Origin of the sequence: Denitratisoma sp., from assembly GCA_032027165.1 — a bacterium.
In the GTDB taxonomy this organism is placed as follows: domain Bacteria; phylum Pseudomonadota; class Gammaproteobacteria; order Burkholderiales; family Rhodocyclaceae; genus Desulfobacillus.
The window spans coordinates 1,715,326-1,735,038 of sequence record JAVSMO010000001.1; the positions used below are offsets into that span (position 1 = coordinate 1,715,326).

The 19,713-nt window shown below is 67.0% G+C and carries 17 protein-coding genes; 14 read left to right on the forward strand and 3 right to left on the reverse strand.

The features are described 5' to 3' along the window. Positions 1-2 precede the first annotated feature (2 nt). Positions 3-2,279, reverse strand: a complete 2,277-nt coding sequence (locus ROZ00_08440; GenBank protein MDT3736237.1) for an ABC transporter transmembrane domain-containing protein — start codon at positions 2,277-2,279, stop codon at positions 3-5. Between the two features lie 253 nt (positions 2,280-2,532). Between ROZ00_08440 and cphA (ROZ00_08445) the strand changes: the two genes are divergently transcribed. The 3 genes from cphA (ROZ00_08445) to ROZ00_08455 are packed head-to-tail and all read left to right on the forward strand — an operon-like array spanning position 2,533 to position 8,264. Beyond that, the gene (gene cphA / locus ROZ00_08445) at positions 2,533-4,740 is read left to right on the forward strand and encodes a cyanophycin synthetase (protein ID MDT3736238.1); all 2,208 of its coding nucleotides are present in this window, start codon (positions 2,533-2,535) and stop codon (positions 4,738-4,740) included. A gap of 26 nt (positions 4,741-4,766) precedes the next feature. Further along, positions 4,767-7,406, forward strand: a complete 2,640-nt coding sequence (cphA, locus tag ROZ00_08450; GenBank protein ID MDT3736239.1) for a cyanophycin synthetase — start codon at positions 4,767-4,769, stop codon at positions 7,404-7,406. Between the two features lie 30 nt (positions 7,407-7,436). After that, positions 7,437-8,264, forward strand: coding sequence for a M48 family metallopeptidase (locus tag ROZ00_08455; GenBank protein MDT3736240.1), 828 nt, complete (start codon positions 7,437-7,439; stop codon positions 8,262-8,264). Between the two features lie 12 nt (positions 8,265-8,276). Here the strand turns inward: ROZ00_08455 and ROZ00_08460 are convergent, their stop codons facing one another. Further along, on the reverse strand, positions 8,277-9,182 hold the full coding sequence (locus ROZ00_08460) for a LysR family transcriptional regulator (GenBank protein ID MDT3736241.1): 906 nt from the start codon (positions 9,180-9,182) through the stop codon (positions 8,277-8,279). A gap of 79 nt (positions 9,183-9,261) precedes the next feature. Here ROZ00_08460 and hyi point away from each other — a divergent pair, with 79 nt between their 5' ends. The 9 genes from hyi (at position 9,262) to ROZ00_08505 (ending at position 17,470) form a co-directional block, all read left to right on the forward strand. Continuing rightward, the gene (hyi, locus tag ROZ00_08465) at positions 9,262-10,035 is read left to right on the forward strand and encodes a hydroxypyruvate isomerase (GenBank protein ID MDT3736242.1); all 774 of its coding nucleotides are present in this window, start codon (positions 9,262-9,264) and stop codon (positions 10,033-10,035) included. Continuing rightward, complete coding sequence (locus ROZ00_08470) at positions 10,032-10,718, forward strand: haloacid dehalogenase type II (GenBank protein ID MDT3736243.1); 687 nt, start codon at positions 10,032-10,034, stop codon at positions 10,716-10,718. Before hyi ends, ROZ00_08470 begins: the two co-directional genes overlap by 4 nt. Next, positions 10,715-12,310, forward strand: coding sequence for a malate synthase A (gene aceB / locus ROZ00_08475; GenBank protein MDT3736244.1), 1,596 nt, complete (start codon positions 10,715-10,717; stop codon positions 12,308-12,310). Before ROZ00_08470 ends, aceB begins: the two co-directional genes overlap by 4 nt. Before the next feature lie 66 nt (positions 12,311-12,376). After that, a complete protein-coding gene (locus ROZ00_08480; GenBank protein MDT3736245.1) occupies positions 12,377-12,727 on the forward strand; it encodes a CidA/LrgA family protein in 351 nt (116 codons plus the stop codon). A gap of 2 nt (positions 12,728-12,729) precedes the next feature. Further along, positions 12,730-13,467: an LrgB family protein gene (locus ROZ00_08485; GenBank protein MDT3736246.1), complete on the forward strand. Its 738-nt coding sequence runs from the start codon at positions 12,730-12,732 to the stop codon at positions 13,465-13,467. A gap of 132 nt (positions 13,468-13,599) precedes the next feature. After that, a complete protein-coding gene (locus ROZ00_08490) occupies positions 13,600-14,562 on the forward strand; it encodes a thiamine pyrophosphate-dependent dehydrogenase E1 component subunit alpha (protein MDT3736247.1) in 963 nt (320 codons plus the stop codon). Positions 14,563-14,572: 10 nt separating this feature from the next. After that, positions 14,573-15,544, forward strand: coding sequence for an alpha-ketoacid dehydrogenase subunit beta (locus tag ROZ00_08495; protein ID MDT3736248.1), 972 nt, complete (start codon positions 14,573-14,575; stop codon positions 15,542-15,544). An 86-nt stretch (positions 15,545-15,630) separates the two neighbouring features. Next, complete coding sequence (locus tag ROZ00_08500; protein ID MDT3736249.1) at positions 15,631-16,128, forward strand: hypothetical protein; 498 nt, start codon at positions 15,631-15,633, stop codon at positions 16,126-16,128. Position 16,129: 1 nt separating this feature from the next. After that, positions 16,130-17,470, forward strand: a complete 1,341-nt coding sequence (locus ROZ00_08505; GenBank protein ID MDT3736250.1) for a GAF domain-containing protein — start codon at positions 16,130-16,132, stop codon at positions 17,468-17,470. A 6-nt stretch (positions 17,471-17,476) separates the two neighbouring features. Here the strand turns inward: ROZ00_08505 and ROZ00_08510 are convergent, their stop codons facing one another. Next, positions 17,477-18,217: a hypothetical protein gene (locus tag ROZ00_08510; GenBank protein ID MDT3736251.1), complete on the reverse strand. Its 741-nt coding sequence runs from the start codon at positions 18,215-18,217 to the stop codon at positions 17,477-17,479. Positions 18,218-18,388: 171 nt separating this feature from the next. Between ROZ00_08510 and ROZ00_08515 the strand changes: the two genes are divergently transcribed. Further along, the gene (locus tag ROZ00_08515; protein ID MDT3736252.1) at positions 18,389-18,943 is read left to right on the forward strand and encodes a YaeQ family protein; all 555 of its coding nucleotides are present in this window, start codon (positions 18,389-18,391) and stop codon (positions 18,941-18,943) included. 212 nt (positions 18,944-19,155) lie between these two features. Then, positions 19,156-19,611: a cache domain-containing protein gene (locus tag ROZ00_08520; GenBank protein ID MDT3736253.1), complete on the forward strand. Its 456-nt coding sequence runs from the start codon at positions 19,156-19,158 to the stop codon at positions 19,609-19,611. Positions 19,612-19,713: the final 102 nt, after the last annotated feature.

Here is a 19,713-nt window from a genome sequence, read left to right on the forward strand (position 1 = left end):
GGTCACTGTCCCTTCGCCTTGTGTTCGAGGCGCGGCACTTCCTCGCCCGTTTCCCCTATGTCGGTGTCGACGTTGCGCGCCTGTGCCTGATAGAGGCGGTAGTAGGCGCCTTCGCGCGCCATCAATTCGTCGTGGTTGCCGACCTCGACGATGCGACCGCGGTCCATCACCACCAGGCGATCGGCCTTGCGCAGCGTGGACAGCCGGTGGGCGATGGCGATGGTGGTGCGCCCGCGCACCAGGTTGTCGAGCGCCTTCTGGATTTCCTTCTCCGTCTCGGTATCCACCGACGAAGTGGCTTCGTCGAGGATGAGGATGCGCGGATCGATGAGCAGCGCGCGGGCGATGGAGATGCGCTGGCGCTCGCCGCCGGAGAGTCCCTGGCCGCGCTCGCCGACCAGAGAATCGTAGCCCTGCGGCAGGCGCAGGATGAACTCGTGGGCATGCGCGGCGCGCGCCGCGGCGACGACCTCCGCGCGCGTGGCCTCCGGCTTGCCATAGGCGATGTTCTCGGCGATGGTGCCGAAGAAGAGGAAGGGCTCCTGCAGCACCAGCCCGATGTTGCGCCGGTAGTCGGCCACCGCCAGCTGGCGGATGTCCACGCCCTCCAGGCGGATGGCGCCCTCGGTCACGTCGTAGAAGCGGCAGATGAGGTTGACCAGCGTGGTCTTGCCCGAGCCGCTGTGGCCGACCAGGCCGATCATCTCGCCCGGCGCGATCTCGAGGTCGACGCCGCGCAGCACCGAGCGGTTGCCGTAGCGGAAGGCGACATCGCTCAGTTCGATGCGGCCCTTCACCTCGGGCAGGCGCACCGGGCTGGTCGGCTCGGGCACGCTCGACACATGGTCGAGGATGTCGAACAGGCGCTTGGCGCCGGCGGCGGCGCGCTGGGTCGAGGAGACGATGCGGCTCATCGAGTCCAGCCGCGTGTAGAAGCGCGTGATGTAGGCAAGGAAGGCCGTCAGCACGCCCACCGTGATCTGGTCCTTCGACACCTGCCAGATGCCGAAGGCCCACACCACCAGCAGGCCGATTTCCGTGAGCAGGGTCACCGACGGCGAGAACAGCGACCAGACGCGGTTCACGCGGTCGTTCACCGCCAGGTTGATTTCGTTGGCGGCGCGGAAGCGCTGGGTCTCGCGTCGCTCCTGGGCGAAAGCCTTGACGACGCGCACGCCCGGAATGGTGTCGGCCAGCACGTTGGAGATCTCCGACCAGATGCGGTCGGCCTTCTCGAAGCCGGTGCGCAGGCGGTCGCGCACCAGTTGGATCATCCAGGCGATGAAGGGCAGCGGCAGCAGCGTCACCAGCGCCAGCCAGGGGCTGATGGAGAACAGGATGACGGCGGTCATCGCGATCATCAGCACGTCGGTGGCGAAGTCGAGCACCTGCACCGAGAGGAACTGGCAGATGCGGTCCGATTCGGAGCCGATGCGCGCCATCAGGTCGCCGGTGCGCTTGCCGCCGTAGTATTCCAGCGACAGCCCCATCAGGTGCTCGAAAGTGACGGTGCGCAAGTCCTTGCCGATGTGCTCGGCCACCAGCGACAGGATGTAGGTGCGCGCCCAGCCCAGGCCCCAGGCCACGAGCGCCGCGCCGAGCAGGCCGCCCAGCAGCAGCATGACGAGATCGATGTCGATCGGCTTGCCGTTCTGGTAGGGAATCAGCACATCGTCCATCAGCGGCATGGTCAGGTAGGGCGGCACCATGGCGGCGCCCGTCGACACCAGGGTGAGGGTGAATCCCCAGAACAGTTGCCAGCGATAGGGCCGGGCGAACCGTCCCAGGCGCAGCAGGGTGCGCGGCGACGGCGGCGCATGGATCTCCCGGGCGCAGACCGGGCATTCCTCTTCGCCATCGAGGGGGGCACCGCATTTCGGGCAAACATCCGCTTCCGGCCGTTCGACCGGCTGGCCGGTCAGATGGCTTGCCAACTGCCGTTCGAAGGCATCGACCAGCCGCAGGGCGGCAGGGTTGTGCCCGATGGTGAAGCGCCAGCCGCCCAGCCGGCCCGTTTCGTCCAGCAACTCCAGGCTGCCGACGCCGGCGTGGTCGTGGTGCAACAGCTGCAATCCGGCCCGGTAAGGCCATTCCCGCCAGTCCGATTCTCCCGGCGATCGGGCCAGCAGCCGCCTGTCGGTGACGGCCAGCACGCCTTCACCAAAATGCAAAGACTCGTCCAGATCGAGTGCCAGCCCGGCTTCCAGGGCTTCTCCGGAAGCCAGCCGGGCAACCGCCTCGGCGCGCCACGGTTCGACTGGCGGGCCATTGCTCGCCAAATCATAATTATTTGAATTCATATGGTTATATTGCCTTCTGGCGGGCTTTGATAATGTCTTGCTGCGGCGCAGCATAAATGCGCCGGAACAAGTATATCGTTAGTAACGCAGCCGGCCCCTGGCAGGGATACAAGCCCCAGGGGTGAAAGCAAGATTTTTCATTGCCCAAGTAAACCTAATACCAAATGCCTCGTTATTCACCCCAAGCTTGACACATCCCCTGCCGGAGCGACCGGCTTTGCGGCAGGGATATATGAAATACAGAGACATCGAATTCCTGCGCATCACCCCGCTCCGCGGGCCAAACATCTGGACCTACCGCCCGATCATCGAGGCCTGGGTCGACATCGGCGAACTGGAGGAAGCCCCCTCCAACAAGATCCCCGGCTTCTACGAACGCCTCTCCGCCTGGCTGCCTTCCCTCATCGAGCACCGCTGCAGCGAGGGCGAGCGCGGCGGCTTCCTGCAGCGCCTGCGCGAAGGTACCTGGGCCGCCCACATCCTCGAACACGTCACCCTCGAACTGCAGAACCTGGCCGGCCAGCGCACCGGCTTCGGCAAGGCCCGCCAGACCTCGCAGCACGGCGTCTATAAAGTCGTCGTGCGCTCGCGCCAGGAACAGGTGACGCGCGCCTGCCTCGCCGCCGGCCGCGACCTCGTCATGGCCGCCATCAACGACACGCACTACGACGTGCCGGGCGCCATCGAGAAACTGCGCGAGCTGGCCGACAAGCTCTGCCTCGGCCCCAGCACCAGCAGCATCGTGGACGGCGCCGTCGAACGCGGCATCCCCTTCATCCGCCTGAATGAAGGCAACCTGGTGCAGCTCGGCCACGGCGCCCGCCAGCGCCGCATCTGGACCGCCGAGACCGATTCCACCTCCGCCATCGCCGAAAGCATCTCGCGCGACAAGGACCTCACCAAGACCCTGCTCACCTCCTGCGGCCTGCCGGTGCCGGAAGGCCGCGTCGTCACCAGCCCCGAGGACGCCTGGGAAGCCGCCGAGGAGATCGGCGTGCCGGTGGCGGTCAAGCCGACCGACGCCAACCATGCCCGCGGCGTCTCGCTGGAACTGACTTTGCGCGAGCAGGTCGAGGCCGCCTATCGCGTGGCCGAGGAGGAAGGCAGCGAGGTCATGGTGGAGCGCTACGTCCCCGGCGTCGAGCACCGCCTGCTGGTGGTCGGCAACCGCCTCGTCGCCGCCTCGCGCGGCGAGACCGCATCGGTCGTCGGCGACGGCAAGTCGACCATTGCGCAGCTCATCGAAACCCAGATCAACAGCGACCCGCGCTGCGGCGAGGACGAGTCGTTCCCGCTCGAGCCGGTGCGGGTGGAGCGCGAACCCGCCGTGCAGCTTGAACTGCAGCGCCAGGGCTTCGGCCCCGAATCGATCCCGCCGGCCGGCAAGAAGGTCCTCATCATCCGCTACGGCAACCTCGCCGACGACGTCACCGACGAAGTGCATCCGGAAGTCGCCGAAGCCGCCACCCTCGCCGCCCGCGTCGTCGGCCTCGACATCGCCGGCATCGACATCGTCGCCGAGGACATTTCCCGCCCGCTGGAAGCGCAGCGCGGCGCCATCGTCGAAGTGAATGCCGGCCCCGGCCTGCTGATGCACCTCAAGCCGGCGCGGGGCAAGCCGCGCCCGGTCGGCCAGGCCATCGTGGACAACCTGTTCCCGGCCGGCGACAAGGGCCGCATCCCCATCGTCGGCATCGCCGGCACCCAGGGCACGGCCCTGATCGGACGCCTCGTCTCCTGGCTGCTCCAGCTCACCGGCAAGCATGTCGGCCTGGCCTGCCGCGACGGCCTGTTCCTCGACAAGCGGCCGGTGGACAAGAAGGACAGCGCCAACTGGGCGGCCGGCCAGCGCCTGCTCATCAACCGCTCGGTCGATGCCGCCGTGTTCGAGAACGGCGCAGCCATGATTCTCGGCGAGGGCATCGCCTACGACCGCTGCCAGGTCGGCATCGTCACCGACACAGAAGGCGCGGAAGCGCTCGGCCACTTCGACATCCACACCGCCGAGCAGCTCTACCATGTGCTGCGCACCCAGGTGGACATCGTCCTGCCGGAAGGCACGGCCGTGCTGAATGCCGCCGATCCCCACGTCGTGCGCATGGCCGAGCTGTGCGACGGCGAAGTGATCTTCTACGGCCTTGGGCCGGAGTTGCCGGCCATCGCCGAGCACCGCGCCCGGGGCGGCCGCGCGCTATACCTGCGCGACAACCGCATCATGCTGGCGACCGGCGCCGTGGAGGGCCCCTTCCTCGAACTGCCCGTATTCACCGCCCGCAAGGACGAAACCGACGCCGACCGCAATGCCAGCCTGCTGGCCGCGGTGGGCGCCGCCGTGGCCCTCGACATTCCGGTCGAGATGATCCGCGTCGGCATCGAAACCTTCGAGCAGGACCGCAAGCGCCCTGCACGCAGCCGCCCGCGCCGGGTGGCCAACCAGTAACCGACATTTCTCTCAGGAAATCCATCATGGAAGTCTCCCGTATCCGAGCCCTGCGCGGCCCCAACCTGTGGAGCCGCCACACCGCGATCGAGGCGGTGGTGCGCTGCGACGGCGCCGAATGCGCCATCAGCGCCCTGCCCGACTTCGAGGACCGCCTGCGCGCGCGCTTCCCGAACATCGGGCCGATGCGTCCGATCGGCCACGAGGGCGAGATCTCCGTCGCCCATGCCCTCGCTTTCGCCGCCCTCGGCCTGCAGGCCCAGGCCGGCTGCCCGGTCACCTTCACACGCGTCACGCAGACCATCGAGCGCTGCATCTTCCAGGTCGTCGTCGAATATTCCGAGGAGGAAGTCGGCCGCCTCGCCGTCGAACTGGCCGAGCAGCTCTGCCGCGCTGCCCTCGACGACGTGTCCTTCGACCTCGCTGCCGCCCTCGCCCAGCTGCGCGAACTAGACGAGGACGTGCGCCTCGGCCCCAGCACCGGGGCCATCGTGCATGCCGCTGCCGCGCGCGGCATTCCCTTCCGCCGCCTGACGCAAGGCAGCCTGGTGCAGTTCGGCTGGGGCTCCAAGCAGCGCCGCATCCAGGCTGCCGAGGTCGACCGCACCGGCGCCATCGCCGAAACCATCGCCCAGGACAAGCAGCTCACCAAGCACCTGCTGGAAGCCGCCGGCGTGCCGGTGCCGCAGGGCCGGCCGGTCGTCGACGCCGACGACGCCTGGGCCGCCATGCAGGACATCGGCTCCGCCGTCGTCGTCAAGCCGCAGGACGGCAACCAGGGCAAGGGCGTCACGGTGAACGTCACCACGCGCGAGCAGCTCGACGCCGCCTTCGCCACCGCCGCCGAATACGGCTCGACCGTGATGGTCGAGCGCTTCGTGCCCGGCCACGACTTCCGCCTGCTGGTGGTCGGCAACAAGCTGGTGGCCGCCGCGCGGCGCGACCCGCCGCACGTCATCGGCGACGGCGTGCATACCGTGCGCCAGCTGGTCGACGAAGTGAACAGCGACCCGCGCCGCGGCGACGGCCATGCCACCTCCCTGACGAAAATCCGCTTCGACGACATCGCCCTCGGCCGCCTGGCCCTGCAGGGCCTCACCGCCGAATCCGTGCCGCCGCAGGGCACGCGCGTCGTCCTGCGCAACAACGCGAATCTCTCCACCGGCGGCACCGCCACCGACGTCACCGACGAAGTCCATCCCGAGGTGGCGGCGCGCGCCGTCGCCGCGGCGCAGATGATCGGCCTCGACATCGCCGGCGTCGACGTCGTCTGCGAAACCATGCAGAAGCCGCTCGAGGAGCAGGCCGGCGCCGTGGTCGAGGTGAACGCCGCCCCTGGCCTGCGCATGCACCTGGCGCCCTCCTTCGGCAAGGGCCGCGCCGTCGGCGAGGCGGTGATTGCCGACATGTACCCGGGCAACGAAGACGGCCGCATCCCGGTGGTGGCGGTGACCGGCACCAACGGCAAGACCACCACCGTGCGCCTGATCGCCCACCTGCTCGAAGGCACGGGGCTGCGCACCGGCATGACCTGCACCGACGGCGTTTACGTCGGCGAGCGCCGCCTCGACACCGGCGACTGCAGCGGCCCGAAGAGCGCGCGCAACGTACTGATGCACCCGGACGTCGACGCCGCGGTGTTCGAGACCGCGCGCGGCGGCCTGCTGCGCGAGGGCCTCGCCTTCGACCGCTGCAAGGTGGCGGTCGTCACCAACATCGGCGAGGGCGACCACCTCGGCCTCAACTACATCACCACGGTGGAAGACCTCGCCGTGCTCAAGCGCGTCATCGTGCAGAACGTTGCGCCGGACGGCATGGCGGTGCTCAACGCCGCCGACCCGATCGTCGCCAGGATGGCGAAAAACTGCCCCGGCGCGGTGACCTTCTTCGCCGCCGACCGCCACCACCCGGTGATGGCCACGCACAACGCCCAGGGCAAGCGCGTCGTCTACATCGACGGCCAGTCCATCGTCTGTGCCGAGAGCGGCGAGGTCGTGCAGCAGATCCCCCTCGACAACGTGCCGCTCACGCGCAAGGGCACCATCAGCTTCCAGGTGGAGAACGCCATGGCCTCCGTCGCCGCCGCCTGGGCGTTGAACCTCGACTGGAGCGCGGTGCGTGCCGCCCTGAAATCCTTCGCCAGCGACGCCGACACGGCGCCGGGCCGCTTCAACGTCTTCAGCTACCGCGGCGCCACGCTGATCGCCGACTACGGCCACAACCCCGACGCCATCCTGGCGCTGGTGCGCGCCGTCGAGGCCATGCCGGCCGAGCGGCGCATGATCGTCATCAGCGGCGCCGGCGACCGCCGCGACGAGGACATCCGCAAGCAGACCGAGATCCTCGGCGACGCCTTCGACGAAGTCATCCTCTACCAGGACCAGTGCCAGCGCGGCCGCGCCGACGGCGAGGTGCTCGGCCTGCTGCGCGCCGGTCTGGCACGTGCCAAGCGCACCACCGCGGTGGAAGAGATCCGCGGCGAGTTCCTCGCCATCGACACGGCGCTGGCGCGCATCCAGCCCGGCGAACTGTGCCTGATCCTCATCGACCAGGTCGAGGAAGCGCTCGCCCACATCGCCAACCGCCTGGCCGAGGTATCGATCGAACGCCCGGCCAAGGCCGCGGCGCAGGATGAAGTCCGGCTGGAGAACCAAGCCGCCGCCTGAGCCGCTGTCCGCTTGCGTTAAGATAGGGCGATGAACGCGCGCAGCCTCATCGCCCTTTTTCTTTGCGGCCTCGCCGCCGGCCCGCTCGCCGCGGCCGAACCGCGCGAAGGCGTGAACGTCGGCCAGCCCTCGGCGGTGCGCAAGCTCGTGCCGGCCGAAGGCCTCGAGCGCCAGGCCGTCCAGGAATTCTCCCAGCTCAAGCAGCAGGCCGCGGCGAAGAAGGCGCTGGCGCCCGACGACCATCCGCAGACACGCCGGCTGCGTCAGATCGCCGCCCGCCTGGTTCCCCATGCCGCCCGTTTCAATTCGCGGGCGCAGCAGTGGCAGTGGGAGGTCATCCTCATCGGCTCGCAGCAGGTCAACGCTTTCTGCATGCCGGGCGGCAAGATCGCCGTCTTCAGCGGCCTGCTGCTCGGCCTGCAGCTGACCGACGACGAAGCCGCCATGGTGATGGGCCACGAGATCGCCCACGCCTTGCGCGAGCATGCGCGCGAGCGCATTGCCAAGACGGAGCTGACGCGCCTCGGCGCCAGCGTGCTCAGCGAGTTCGTCGGCGGCGGCAAGTATTCCGGGCTGTTCAGCGCGGGGGGCCAGCTGATGACCCTGAAGTTTTCGCGCGACGACGAGACCGAGGCCGACACCGTCGGCCTGGAGCTCGCCGCCCGCGCCGGATACGACCCGCGCGCCGGCATCACGCTGTGGCAGAAGATGACGGCCGCCAACAAGGGCGCGCCGCCGCAGTGGCTGTCGACCCACCCTTCAGGTAAAAATCGCATCGGCGAAATCGAGCGTCACCTGCCCGCGGTGATGCCGCTTTACGAGAAGGCAAAGCTCGCGGAAAAAAGTCAGTCGCGCTGATACGGCGACCGTTCAGGTAGCATTCGCCAAGCCCCAGTAGTCGGGATTGCCGTAGCTGTGCTTCAGGTGGTCGATGAGCAGGCGCACGCGCAGCGGCAGGTACTTGCGCTGCGGGAACACCGCATAGATGCCGGTCGGCGGCGCGGCGAATTCGTCCAGCACAGGCACCAGCGCACCGCGCTGCAGGTCCTCGCCCACTTCCCACATCGAGCGCCAGGCGAGTCCCCGGCCCGCCAGCGCCCACTCGTGCAGCACGGCGCCGTCGTTGCATTCGAGCTGGCCGGAGACCTTGATGCTGACGATTTCTTCGCCGTCGCGGAACAGCCAGCCGCGCTGCTGGCCGAGCGACAGGCAGTTGTGGCCGGCGAGGTCCGCCAGCGTGCGCGGCGTGACATGGCGCGCCAGGTACTCGGGGCTCGCCACCACCACGCGCCGGTTCTCCGCCAGGCGGATGCTGACCAGGCTGGAATCGGACAACTCGCCGACGCGGATGGCGCAGTCGACGCCCTCGTTCACCAGGTCGACCAGCCGGTCCGTCAGATCGAGGTTCACCGTGACCTCGGGATGGGCGTCGAGGAACTGCATGACCAGCGGCGCGACGTGCCGGCGGCCGAAGCCGGCCGGCGCCGAAATGCGCAAATGACCGCGCGCCTTGACGCCGCCGAGGCTCACCGAGGCCTCGGCATCGCCCAGCTCGCGCAGGATGCGCTGGCAGTCCTCCAGGTAGGCGCTGCCCTCGAAGGTGAGGGTCACGCGCCGCGTCGTGCGCAGCAGCAGCTTCACCCCCAGTCTCGCTTCCAGCGCATCCAGCCGCCGGCTCACCACGCCCGGCGCCACGCCCTCGGCGGCGGCGGCGGCGGTCAGGCTGCCACGGCTGGCGACGGAAACGAAGGTTTCGATCTGCTTCAGGCGGCTCATGGGATTTTTGCTCAAAAAGCAACAATGATTTGATTTTAACGGTATTTTATTGACAAACCAACCGGGGTATCTTCCTTCCATGCCCCAATTCGCCGCCAACCTGTCGATGCTGTTCACCGAGGCGCCCCTGCTCGAGCGTTTCGAGCGGGCCGCGCGCGCCGGCTTCACGGCGGTGGAAATCCAGTTCCCCTACGACACTCCGGCCGAGCAACTGCAGCAGGCGCTGTTCCGCAACAAGCTCACGCTGGTGCTGCACAACCTGCCGGCCGGCGACTGGGCCGCGGGCGAGCGCGGCATCGCCTGCCATCCCGACCGCGTCGACGAATTCAGGCAGGGCATCGATGCCGCCCTCGCCTACGCTGCCGCGCTCGGCACGCCGCAGTTGAACTGCCTCGCCGGAATCAGGCCGGCGAACGTGCCGGCCGACACCGCGCGCCACGTGCTGCTCGGCAACCTGCGTTACGCTGCCTTGAGGCTGCAGGCCCACGGGATGAAACTGCTGATCGAGCCGATCAACACGCACGACATCCCCGGCTTTTTCCTGAACGGCACGCGGCAAGCGTTCGAATTGATCAAGGAAGTCGACGCCGACAACCTGTTCCTGCAATACGACGTCTACCACATGCAGCGCATGGAGGGCGACCTCGCCCACACGCTCGCCGCGAACCTCGGAAAAATCGCCCACATCCAGATCGCCGACAACCCGGGCCGCCACGAGCCGGGCACGGGCGAGATCAATTTCGATTTCCTTTTCGCCCACCTCGACCGCATCGGCTATAAAGGATGGGTGGGCTGCGAATACAAGCCCGCCGCCACCACCGAAGCCGGCCTCGGCTGGATGAACAAATCATGATCCGCGCCATCGCCTTCGACGCCTACGGCACGCTGTTCGACGTGTATTCCGTCGGTGCGCTCGCCGAGCAGCTCTTCCCCGGCAAGGGTGCGGAACTCGCCGCGCTGTGGCGCGACGTGCAGGTCGGCTACACGCGCCTGCGCACCCTGTCGAACCGTTACGTGCCGTTCTGGCAGGTTACGGAGGACGCGCTGGTCTTCTCCGCGCGCAAGCTGGGGCTCGACCTGACGGACGACTCGCGCCGGCGCCTGATGAGCCAGTACGCCTGCCTCTCCGCCTTCCCGGAGAACCTCGGCGCGCTGAAGGAACTGAAGAAAATGGGCGTGCCGCTGGCCATCCTGTCCAACGGCACGCCCGACATGCTCGACATCGCCGTGAAGAGCGCCGGCATGAGCGGCCTCTTCGACCACATCCTCTCGGTCGAAGCGGTGAAAAAGTACAAGACCGCGCCCGAGGCCTACCAGCTCGGGCCGGATGCCTTCAAGCTCCCCACGAGGGAGATTCTCTTCGTGTCGTCGAACTGCTGGGACGCCATCGGCGCCGCCTGGTTCGGCTACACGACTTTCTGGATCAACCGCAGCGGCCAGCCGCTCGAGGAACTGGGCGCGCAACCCGCGGCCCAGGGCCGCCTGCTGACCGATGTGGTTGCGTACGTGAAAAATTCAATCAAGGAGCCGACATGAGCCTCAACCTCCCTTCAGGCGTTCAGATCAACGCCCCCCTGCATCCCCGCTTCGACGAAATCCTCACGCCCGAGGCGCTGGCCTTCGTCGCCAAGCTGCACCGCGCCTTCGAGCCGCGCCGCAAGGAGCTGCTCGCCAAGCGCGTCGAGCGCCAGGCGCGCATCGACGCCGGCGAGATGCCGGACTTCCTGCCCGAGACCAAGCACATCCGCGAAGGCGACTGGAAGGTCGCGCCGCTGCCGAAGGCACTGGAGTGCCGCCGCGTCGAGATCACCGGCCCGGTCGAGCGCAAGATGATCATCAACGCCTTCAACTCCGGCGCCGACTCCTACATGACCGACTTCGAGGATTCCAACAGCCCGAACTGGTTCAACCAGGTGCAGGGCCAGGTGAACCTGAAGGACGCCATCCGCCGCACCATCAGCCTGGAGTCCGGCGGCAAGACCTACAAGCTCAACGACAAGATCGCCGTCCTGCAGATCCGCCCGCGCGGCTGGCACCTCGACGAGAAGCACGTGCTGGTCGACGGCCAGCGCGTCTCCGGCGGCATCTTCGACTTCGGCCTGGTGTTCTTCCACAACGCCAAGGAGCAGATCGCCCGCGGCGCCGGCCCCTTCTACTACCTGCCGAAGATGGAATCGCACCTCGAGGCGCGCCTGTGGAACGACATCTTCTGCATGGCGCAGGACGAGATCGGCCTGCCGCGCGGCACCATCAAGGCCACCGTGCTGGTGGAGACCATCCTCGCCACCTTCGAACTGGAAGAGATCCTCTACGAACTGCGCGAGCATTCCGCCGGCCTCAACGCCGGGCGCTGGGACTACATCTTCTCCTGCATCAAGAAGTTCAAGAAGAACAAGGATTTTTGCCTGGCCAACCGCGGCGCCATCACCATGGAAGTGCCCTTCATGCGCAGCTACGCCCTGGCGCTGGTGAAGGCCTGCCACAAGCGCGGCGCGCCGGCCATCGGCGGCATGAGCGCGCTGATCCCGATCAAGAACGATCCGGCCGCCAACGAGAAGGCGCTCGCCGGCATCCGCCACGACAAGACGCGCGACGCCAACGACGGCTACGACGGCGGCTGGGTGGCCCACCCGGGCCTCGTCTCCATCGCCATGGAAGAGTTCGTCAAGGTGCTCGGCGACAAGCCCAACCAGTGGGAGAAGCAGCGCACCGACACCTACGGCCCGAAGGACTGGCTCAACTTCCAGCCCGAACAGCCCATCACCGAGGCCGGCGTGCGCAACAACATCAACGTCGGCATCCACTACCTCGGCTCCTGGCTCGCCGGCAACGGCTGCGTGCCCATCCACAACCTGATGGAAGACGCCGCCACCGCCGAGATCTCGCGCTCGCAGGTGTGGCAGTGGGTGGTCAGCCCGAAGGGCAAACTCGACGATGGCCGCAAGGTCACCGCCGAGATGGTGAAGGGCTTCATCGTCGAGGAACTCGCCAAGGTCAAGGCCACCGTCTCCGCCGCCGGCGAGAAGACGGAGACCTACGACCAGGCCGCGGGCATCTTCGAGAAGATGAGCCTGTCGCCCGACTACCCGGAGTTCCTCACCCTGCCGCTGTACGAGGCGATGGAGTAAGCGGGAAAAGTCAGTCCCTGCAACACGGCGGCCAGTGTGCCGCCGTGTTTTCTTGGAGACGCGATCATGCTCGGCGCCCTCACCCTGCTGCTCGTCTTCCAGCTGATCGGCGAAGTGATCGCCCAGCTGTTCGCGCTGCCGATCCCGGGGCCGGTGATCGGCATGGCGCTGCTGTTCGCCGCGCTGGCGCTGCGCGGCGGGCCGTCGCCGGAACTGCGCGACACGGCGCAGAACCTGCTGCAGCACCTGTCGCTGCTGTTCGTGCCGGCCGGCGTCGGCGTCATGCTGCACTTCCATCGCATCGGCGACGAATGGCTGCCGCTGGCGGCTTCGCTGGTCGGCAGCACGTTCCTCACCATCGCCGTCACCGCCCTCGTCCTGCGCGCCCTGATGCGGCGCACGGAAGGCGGCAAGTAGCCATGCGCGCCCCCGCCCAACTCGCCGAGATCTGGGTCTACCTGTCGGCCTCGCCGCTGCTGGGCCTGACCGTCACGCTGCTCGCCTACCAGGGCGCCTGGTGGCTCTACAGACGCGCCGGCTTCCATCCGCTCGCCAACCCGGTGCTGCTCGCCGTGGCGGCGCTGGTGCTCTTGTTGCAGCTCACCGGCACGCCGTATCCGACCTATTTCGACGGCGCCCAGTTCGCGCACTTCCTGCTCGGCCCGGCGACGGTGGCGCTGGCGATTCCGCTCTACACCCAGTTGCCGAAACTGCGCGCGATGGCGGGCCCGCTGCTGGCGGCGCTCGTCGCCGGCTCGCTCACCGCCAGTGTCAGTGCCGTGGCCATCGGCAAGCTGTTCGGCGCCAGCGAGGCCTCGCTGCTGTCGCTGGCGCCGAAGTCCGTCACCACGCCGATCGCCATGGGCATCGCCGAGCGCATCGGCGGCCTGCCCTCGCTGACGGCGGTGCTGGTCATCAGCACCGGCATCCTCGGCGCGATCAGCGCCCGCTTCATCTACCAGGCGCTCGGCATCGCCGACCACGCCGTGCGCGGCTTCGCCATCGGCGTCGCCTCGCACGGCATCGGCACCGCCCGCGCCTTCCAGGTGAGCGAGCAGGCCGGCGCCTTCTCCGGCCTGGCGATGGGCCTGAACGCCCTCCTCACCGCGCTGCTGGTGCCGTTGCTGATCCCCTTGCTGCAGCGCTGGCTCGGCTGATCCCCGGCCGTCATTGCCCCGAATCCCTAAATCTTCGCTCAAGAAACCCTAAGAGTTTCTTAAGCGCGTTCCGGCGTCAGCCATCCGCCTTAGACTTCGCCGCGAATCAATCACGACGAAGGCGAGGCAACCATGGAACAGATCGCAAGCGACACCCGGCCGGAGGCCATGCTCGAATGCATGATGCTGATCCGGGCCTACGAAGAACAGCTGGCGGCGATGCAGGCCGCAGGACAGGCCGCCGGAACCTGCACCTCCGTCGGCCAGGAAGCCTCCGCCGTCGGCGTCGTCCGCGCGCTCGGGCCGGACGACCGTATCCTCACCAACCACCGCAGCGCCGGCCATCTGCTCGCGCGCGGCGCCGATCCCGGCCGCATCATGGCCGAAGTGATGGGGAAAAGCGGCGGCTACTGCAAGGGCAAGAGCGGATCGCTGCACGTCTCCGTCAAGGAGCTGGGCGTCGTCCTGACGTCGACAATCGTCGGCGGCGAACTCTCGCTCGCCACCGGCGTCGGGCTGTCGCATACGCTGCTTGGCGAGAAGGGCATCGTCGCCTGCTTCTTCGGCGACGGCGCGGCCTGCGAGGGCATCTTCCACGAGTCGCTGAATCTCGCGGCTGTATGGAAGCTGCCCATCCTCTACGTCTGCGAGAACAACCAGTGGCAGGCCTTTGTGCACCGGAGCGAAACGATGCTCGGCGACCGCATCAGCGACCGGGCAGCGTCATACGGCATCGAAGGACGCACGGTCGACGGCAACGACGTGGAAGCCGTGCATGCCGCCGCGACCGAGGCCGTCGCGAGCATCCGTCGCACCGGCAAGCCCTTCCTGCTCGAGACCTACACCTACCGGCTGCGCGGGCACTACGAGCCGGACGACCAGTCGTATGTCGACCCGGGTGAGCTGTCCAGCTGGCGCGCCAGGGATCCGATCGACAGGCTGCGGACGCAGCTCCTCGCGGCCGGCGCCCTGACCGAGGCCGGACTGCAAGAGATGCGGCAGCGCGTTGCCGTCGCCATCGAGGATGCCGTCGCCTTCGCGGCGGCCTCGCCGTTTCCGGAAACCGCCGAACTCACCACCGACGTTTATGCCTGAGGAACACACCATGTCCGCTATCACCGTTAACGAAGCCGTCAGCCAGGCCCTGGCGGAGGAAATGCGCCGCGACCCCCGCGTCGTCATGTTCGGCGAAGGCGTCGCCACCAAGCGGCGCGAACTGGTCGCGGAGTTCGGCGACCGGCGCGTGCGCAACACGCCGCTCGCCGAGGGCATCATCGCCGGCACCGCCGTCGGCGCGGCCGCCACCGGACTGCGGCCGGTGGTCGACCTGCTCTTCGCGCCCTTCCTCTGCTTCTCCATGGACGAGATCGTGAACAGCGCCGGCAAGCTGCGCTACATGTCGGGCGGCCAGTTCGCCTTCCCGCTCGTCGCCATCGCCATGACCGGCGGCGGCTGGACGGTCGGCGCGCAGCACAACCACAACGTCGAGTCCTGGTTCGTGCACAGCCCCGGCCTCAAGGTGGTCATGCCGTCGACGGCCGCCGACTTCAAGGGTCTGCTCAAGGCGGCCATCCGCGACGACAACCCGGTGCTGTTCTTCATCGACCTGGCCCTGGGCTTCGAGCCCGGCGAAGTTCCCGCCGGGGAGCACATCGTCCCCCTCGGCAAGGCGGTCACGCGGCGCGAGGGCCGCGATGTCACGCTCATCTCATACGCCAAGACGGTGCACCACTGCCTGCAGGCCGCTGACGATCTCGCCAAAGCCGGCATCTCCGCCGAGGTGATCGACCTGCGCTCATTGAAGCCCCTCGACGAGAAGGCCATCCTCGCCTCCGCCCGCAAGACGGGGCGCGTGGTGGTGGTGCACGAGGCCAGCCGGATGTGCGGCGTCGGCGCCGAGGTGGCGGCCATCGTTGCGGAAAAAGCCTTCGATGCGCTGAAGGCCCCGGTGCTGCGCCTGACCGGCCCCGATGCGCCGGCGCCGTCCAGCTACGTCCTCGAGCAAGCCTTCATCCCGCAGCCCGGCGCGATCATAGAAGCCGCCCGAAAGCTCGTCGTCCCGGCATTCGCCGCCTGAGCGGCGGTCCGACACGGATGATTTAGACCTCAACTAAATGCTAGAATTGCATATTCGACTGCCATGACCGCCGCTCGCGAATACAGATGGCCGCCCCGAAAGACAAAGTGCCCTGCCTCGATGCCGAACTTGCGGCATTCGTGCAGGGAGGGGTTTCCATCCTCGCCGCCTCCCGGGTAGCCAAGCGCTCGCCGGCCATTGCCCGCGCCGTCGGCTGCCGCGTTTCGCCGAACCGGCGCCAGATCACCCTCCTGGTCGCATCCTCGCAGGCTGCTGCCTTCCTGGAAGGCATCCGCAGCACGCGCGCGATCGCCACGGTATTCAGCCAGCCGAGCACCCATCGCACCATCCAGTTCAAGGGAACCGATGCCGAGCTTGCACCCCCGCAGGAGAGCGACCGCGACCTGATTGCCGCTTACACGCGCGCCTTCTGCGAGGAACTCGCGCCGCTCGGCCATCACCCCGAACAGATACGGGCCGTATTGTCGTGCGAGTCGGACGACTATGTCGCAGTAACGTTCTCCATATCCACGGCTTACAGTCAGACGCCGGGACCGCGGGCCGGCGAGCCCCTGGTGGCCTGACATGCATATCTCCCTCGACGCCATCCGCGAGTGCCTCGAAGGCACGATACCCGCCGGCATCGCCACCTGCTCGCTGGACGGCACGCCCAACATCAGCATCGTTTCGCACGTGCATTTCGTGGACAGCACGCACGTTGCGCTGTCCTTTCAGTTCTTCAACAAGACACGGGAAAACGTGCTGGCGAATCCCCATGCCGTGGTGCAGGTGATCCATCCCGTCACCGGCGCGCGCTACAGCATGGACCTGGAATACCTGCACACGGAAACCCAGGGTCCGCTGTTCGAACGCATGAAGGCCAAGCTCGCCGGCATCGCCTCGCATACCGGCATGACCGGGGTATTCCGCCTGCAGGGATCGGACATCTATCGTGTGCGCAGCATTGAAAAAGTGCCCGGGAGGGAACTGCCTTTGCCGCCGGCACGGCGTAATCTGCTCTCGGCCTTGCGCGTCTGCGCGGAGCGCCTGACGCAATGCAACGACCTGGCGAAGCTGCTCGACGACGCGCTCACCTGCCTGCGCGACCTGTTCGACGTCCACCATGCCATGGTGCTGATGCTCGACGGCTCCGGCCAACGGCTCTATACCGTGGCAAGCCGGGGTTATGAGCAGTCCGGGGTCGGCTCGGAGATCGCCATCGGCTGCGGCGTCATTGGCGTTGCCGCGGAACAGCGCACGCCGATACGCATCATGCACATGACCGCCGACTACTCCTATGGCCGCGCCATTCGCGAAAGCGTGGAGCAGGAGGGGTTGGGCGGCCGCCTGGAAACGGCCATTCCGCTGCCGGGCCTGCCCGACTCGCGCAGCCAGATGGCGGCTCCCATTCTCGCCGGCGGAAGGCTTCTCGGGGTCCTCTACGTCGAAAGCCCGGAGGACAAGCGCTTCTGGTACGACGACGAGGATGCCCTTGTCGCGATCGCCGCCCAGCTCGGCATGGCCATCAACACCCTGCAGCAATTCTCCGATGCGCCGGAGGAGGCGGCCCCCGCCGCAGGCAATGATGCGCCGGCCGCCGGCGCGCCGATGGTCGTGCGCCACTACGCCGCCGACGACAGCGTGTTCATCGACGACGACTACCTGATCAAGGGCGTGGCCGGCGCCATCTTCTGCAAGCTGCTGCGCGACTACACGGACGGGCAGCGCACCGAGTTCACCAACCGGGAATTGCGTCTCGACCCTTCGATCGGCCTGCCGGATCTCTCCGACAACCTGGAAGCCCGCCTGATCCTGCTCGAACGCCGGCTCGCCGAACGCTGCACTTTCTTGCGCATCGACAAGACCGGACGGGGGCGCTTCCGGTTCAATGTCGGCCGCCCCTTCCGCCTGGTCGAAATCGGCTGAACCGGCTCACGCGGCCATCGGCAATTCGCCCAACGCCACCATCAGCTTGCTCCAGTCGCGCAGCGCCAGGACCGGCTTCACCGTGGCCAGCACGCCGACAAAGGCCTCGGCGGGAAGCTTCTGCCGGATGCCGCCAAGCAGTTCGGCCCGCTCGTCCGGCGCCATCGCCGGCACCATCCAGCGCAGGTAGACCATCATCTTCTCGGGCGGGATCGAGGCCACCAGGGCATCGTGGATCGCCTCAAGCTCCTCGTCCGCATAGGCTTCCCAGAGCGCCGCGTTGTTCTCCGTCTCCTCGACCTGCATGTGGCGGAAGTTCTCGGCGACGAACAGCGTCAGTTCGCCGTAGAGTGCCTGCGCCGCCTGCCGGCGCGCCTCGCCGGCGCCGCGCTCAACTTGGCGCAGGCTGCCCTCCAGCCGCTCGAGGGCCGTTTCGTGGTGCACATGGTCTCCGGCCGTCGCCACGGCAGAACCGGCGCAGCGCGCTTCCAGCGCCGGGTGGATGAACTGGTTCTCGTGATGCAGGTGACTGCGGCACAGGAAGAGCATTTCACGCACGCGGCCGACCGTTTCGGCAGTCTCCGCGGCGTCATCGGCGTCCAGACGGCCGACGCGGCCCAGCACGTCGCACATCAGGCTGCGCAGTCCCTTGTGCACGGGGCGGTACATGTTATGCCGCCGCGCATCCGCCCCCCGGGTGTTTTCGCTCATGTTCGATTGCGCAACGAACTCCATCGCTTCCATCATCTTGCTCTCCTTGATCTGGTTGGTATCGGCCTCGATTCGGCTGGAGGAAGCTTAGGGGGGCAGGCGACAAGGCGTTGTTAAATGCTGCTTAAGCAAAGCCTAAAACTTTCTTAAGCTGCGCCTGACCTCAGGCAAGGCCGCGCAGCGGTCCGATCCGTTAAGATGCGCCGCATGGCACTCAAGGCAACCATCTTCAAGGCAAGCTTGCAGATTGCGGACATGGACCGCAACCACTACCAGGAGCACGCCCTCACGCTGGCCCGCCACCCCTCCGAAACCGACGAGCGCATGATGGTGCGCCTGCTCGCCTTCGCCCTCTTCGCCGACGAACGGCTCGAGTTCGGCCGCGGCCTGTCGACGGAGGACGAGCCGGCGCTCTGGCGAAAGGATCTCACCGGCGCCATCGAGCTGTGGATCGAGGTCGGCCTGCCCGACGAGCGCGAGATCCGCAAGGCCTGCGGCAAGGCGAATCGCATCGTGGTGCTGTGCTACGGCGGACGCGGCGCCGACCTCTGGTGGAACCAGAACCGCGAAAGACTGGAGAAACTTGGCAACCTCAGTGTGCTGAACCTGCCGGCGGACGCCACGCAGGCCCTCGCCGGCCTGGCCCGACGCAACATGAGTCTGCAATGCACCATCCAGGACGGACAGGCCTGGCTTACCGATGGCGCGAGCACCGTACTTGTCGCACCAGCGTGCCTGATTTATCAAGATCCGTCTAAATAGGCTCGCAAGAACCTCCCCGCAACACCCGGTAGGCGACTAGATCGCCTGACTGCCCCTTCCTGCGTCGGCGCAAAGCTCGCATGCATCATATTTCATCTGATTTATATTTCATGCATTTAATCGCTAAAGAAATTCCATTTATTGTCGTTCTAGTGGGGAGGAGAGGTCATTCTGCAAGGCAGCCACACACTATATTGCATGGAGCAAACATCATGAACTTCCTAAGAAAAGCAGTTCTTCTGATTCTTGTCACCTGCGGCAGCGCGTTCGCGCAAGACCGCGGCACGGCCGATCAGGCCAAGGCGCTCGTAGACAAGGGCCTGGCCCATATCAAATCGGCCGGGATGGACAAGGCATTCGAGGACTTCACCGCCAAGGACGGCAAATGGCAGGAAAAGGACCTCTACATTTTCGTGGTCAAGTTCGACGGCGTCACCGTCGCGCACGGCGGCAACAAGGGCCTGATCGGGAAGAACATGCTCGACCTCAAGGATGCCAACGGACAGACCTTCATCAAGTCGATGGCCGATGCGGCGAAGACCAAGGGAACCAGCTGGGTGGATTATATGTGGACCAACCCGCAGACCAAGAAGGTCGAGTCGAAATCCTCGTATGTCGTCAGAATTCCCGGCTACGAAGGCTTCATCGGCGTCGGCATCTACAAATAGCCGCACCCGCGCAACGACCGAAGCGCTCGCGACTCCGCCGCCGCGGCCGAAGCCGCATCGGACGGATTCGCGAACGGATCCAATTTTCGAGACCGCCCGGAA

Excerpts from the sequence above, each read along its gene's own strand:
- cphA (MDT3736238.1), top strand. The coding sequence starts at position 2,533 with ATGAAATACAGAGACATCGAATTCCTGCGCATCACCCCGCTCCGCGGG.
- cphA (MDT3736239.1), top strand. The coding sequence starts at position 4,767 with ATGGAAGTCTCCCGTATCCGAGCCCTGCGCGGCCCCAACCTGTGGAGC.
- ROZ00_08455 (MDT3736240.1), top strand. The coding sequence starts at position 7,437 with ATGAACGCGCGCAGCCTCATCGCCCTTTTTCTTTGCGGCCTCGCCGCC.
- ROZ00_08460 (MDT3736241.1), bottom strand. The coding sequence starts at position 9,182 with ATGAGCCGCCTGAAGCAGATCGAAACCTTCGTTTCCGTCGCCAGCCGT.
- hyi (MDT3736242.1), top strand. The coding sequence starts at position 9,262 with ATGCCCCAATTCGCCGCCAACCTGTCGATGCTGTTCACCGAGGCGCCC.
- ROZ00_08470 (MDT3736243.1), top strand. The coding sequence starts at position 10,032 with ATGATCCGCGCCATCGCCTTCGACGCCTACGGCACGCTGTTCGACGTG.
- aceB (MDT3736244.1), top strand. The coding sequence starts at position 10,715 with ATGAGCCTCAACCTCCCTTCAGGCGTTCAGATCAACGCCCCCCTGCAT.
- ROZ00_08480 (MDT3736245.1), top strand. The coding sequence starts at position 12,377 with ATGCTCGGCGCCCTCACCCTGCTGCTCGTCTTCCAGCTGATCGGCGAA.
- ROZ00_08485 (MDT3736246.1), top strand. The coding sequence starts at position 12,730 with ATGCGCGCCCCCGCCCAACTCGCCGAGATCTGGGTCTACCTGTCGGCC.
- ROZ00_08490 (MDT3736247.1), top strand. The coding sequence starts at position 13,600 with ATGGAACAGATCGCAAGCGACACCCGGCCGGAGGCCATGCTCGAATGC.
- ROZ00_08495 (MDT3736248.1), top strand. The coding sequence starts at position 14,573 with ATGTCCGCTATCACCGTTAACGAAGCCGTCAGCCAGGCCCTGGCGGAG.
- ROZ00_08500 (MDT3736249.1), top strand. The coding sequence starts at position 15,631 with ATGGCCGCCCCGAAAGACAAAGTGCCCTGCCTCGATGCCGAACTTGCG.
- ROZ00_08505 (MDT3736250.1), top strand. The coding sequence starts at position 16,130 with ATGCATATCTCCCTCGACGCCATCCGCGAGTGCCTCGAAGGCACGATA.
- ROZ00_08510 (MDT3736251.1), bottom strand. The coding sequence starts at position 18,217 with ATGATGGAAGCGATGGAGTTCGTTGCGCAATCGAACATGAGCGAAAAC.
- ROZ00_08515 (MDT3736252.1), top strand. The coding sequence starts at position 18,389 with ATGGCACTCAAGGCAACCATCTTCAAGGCAAGCTTGCAGATTGCGGAC.
- ROZ00_08520 (MDT3736253.1), top strand. The coding sequence starts at position 19,156 with ATGAACTTCCTAAGAAAAGCAGTTCTTCTGATTCTTGTCACCTGCGGC.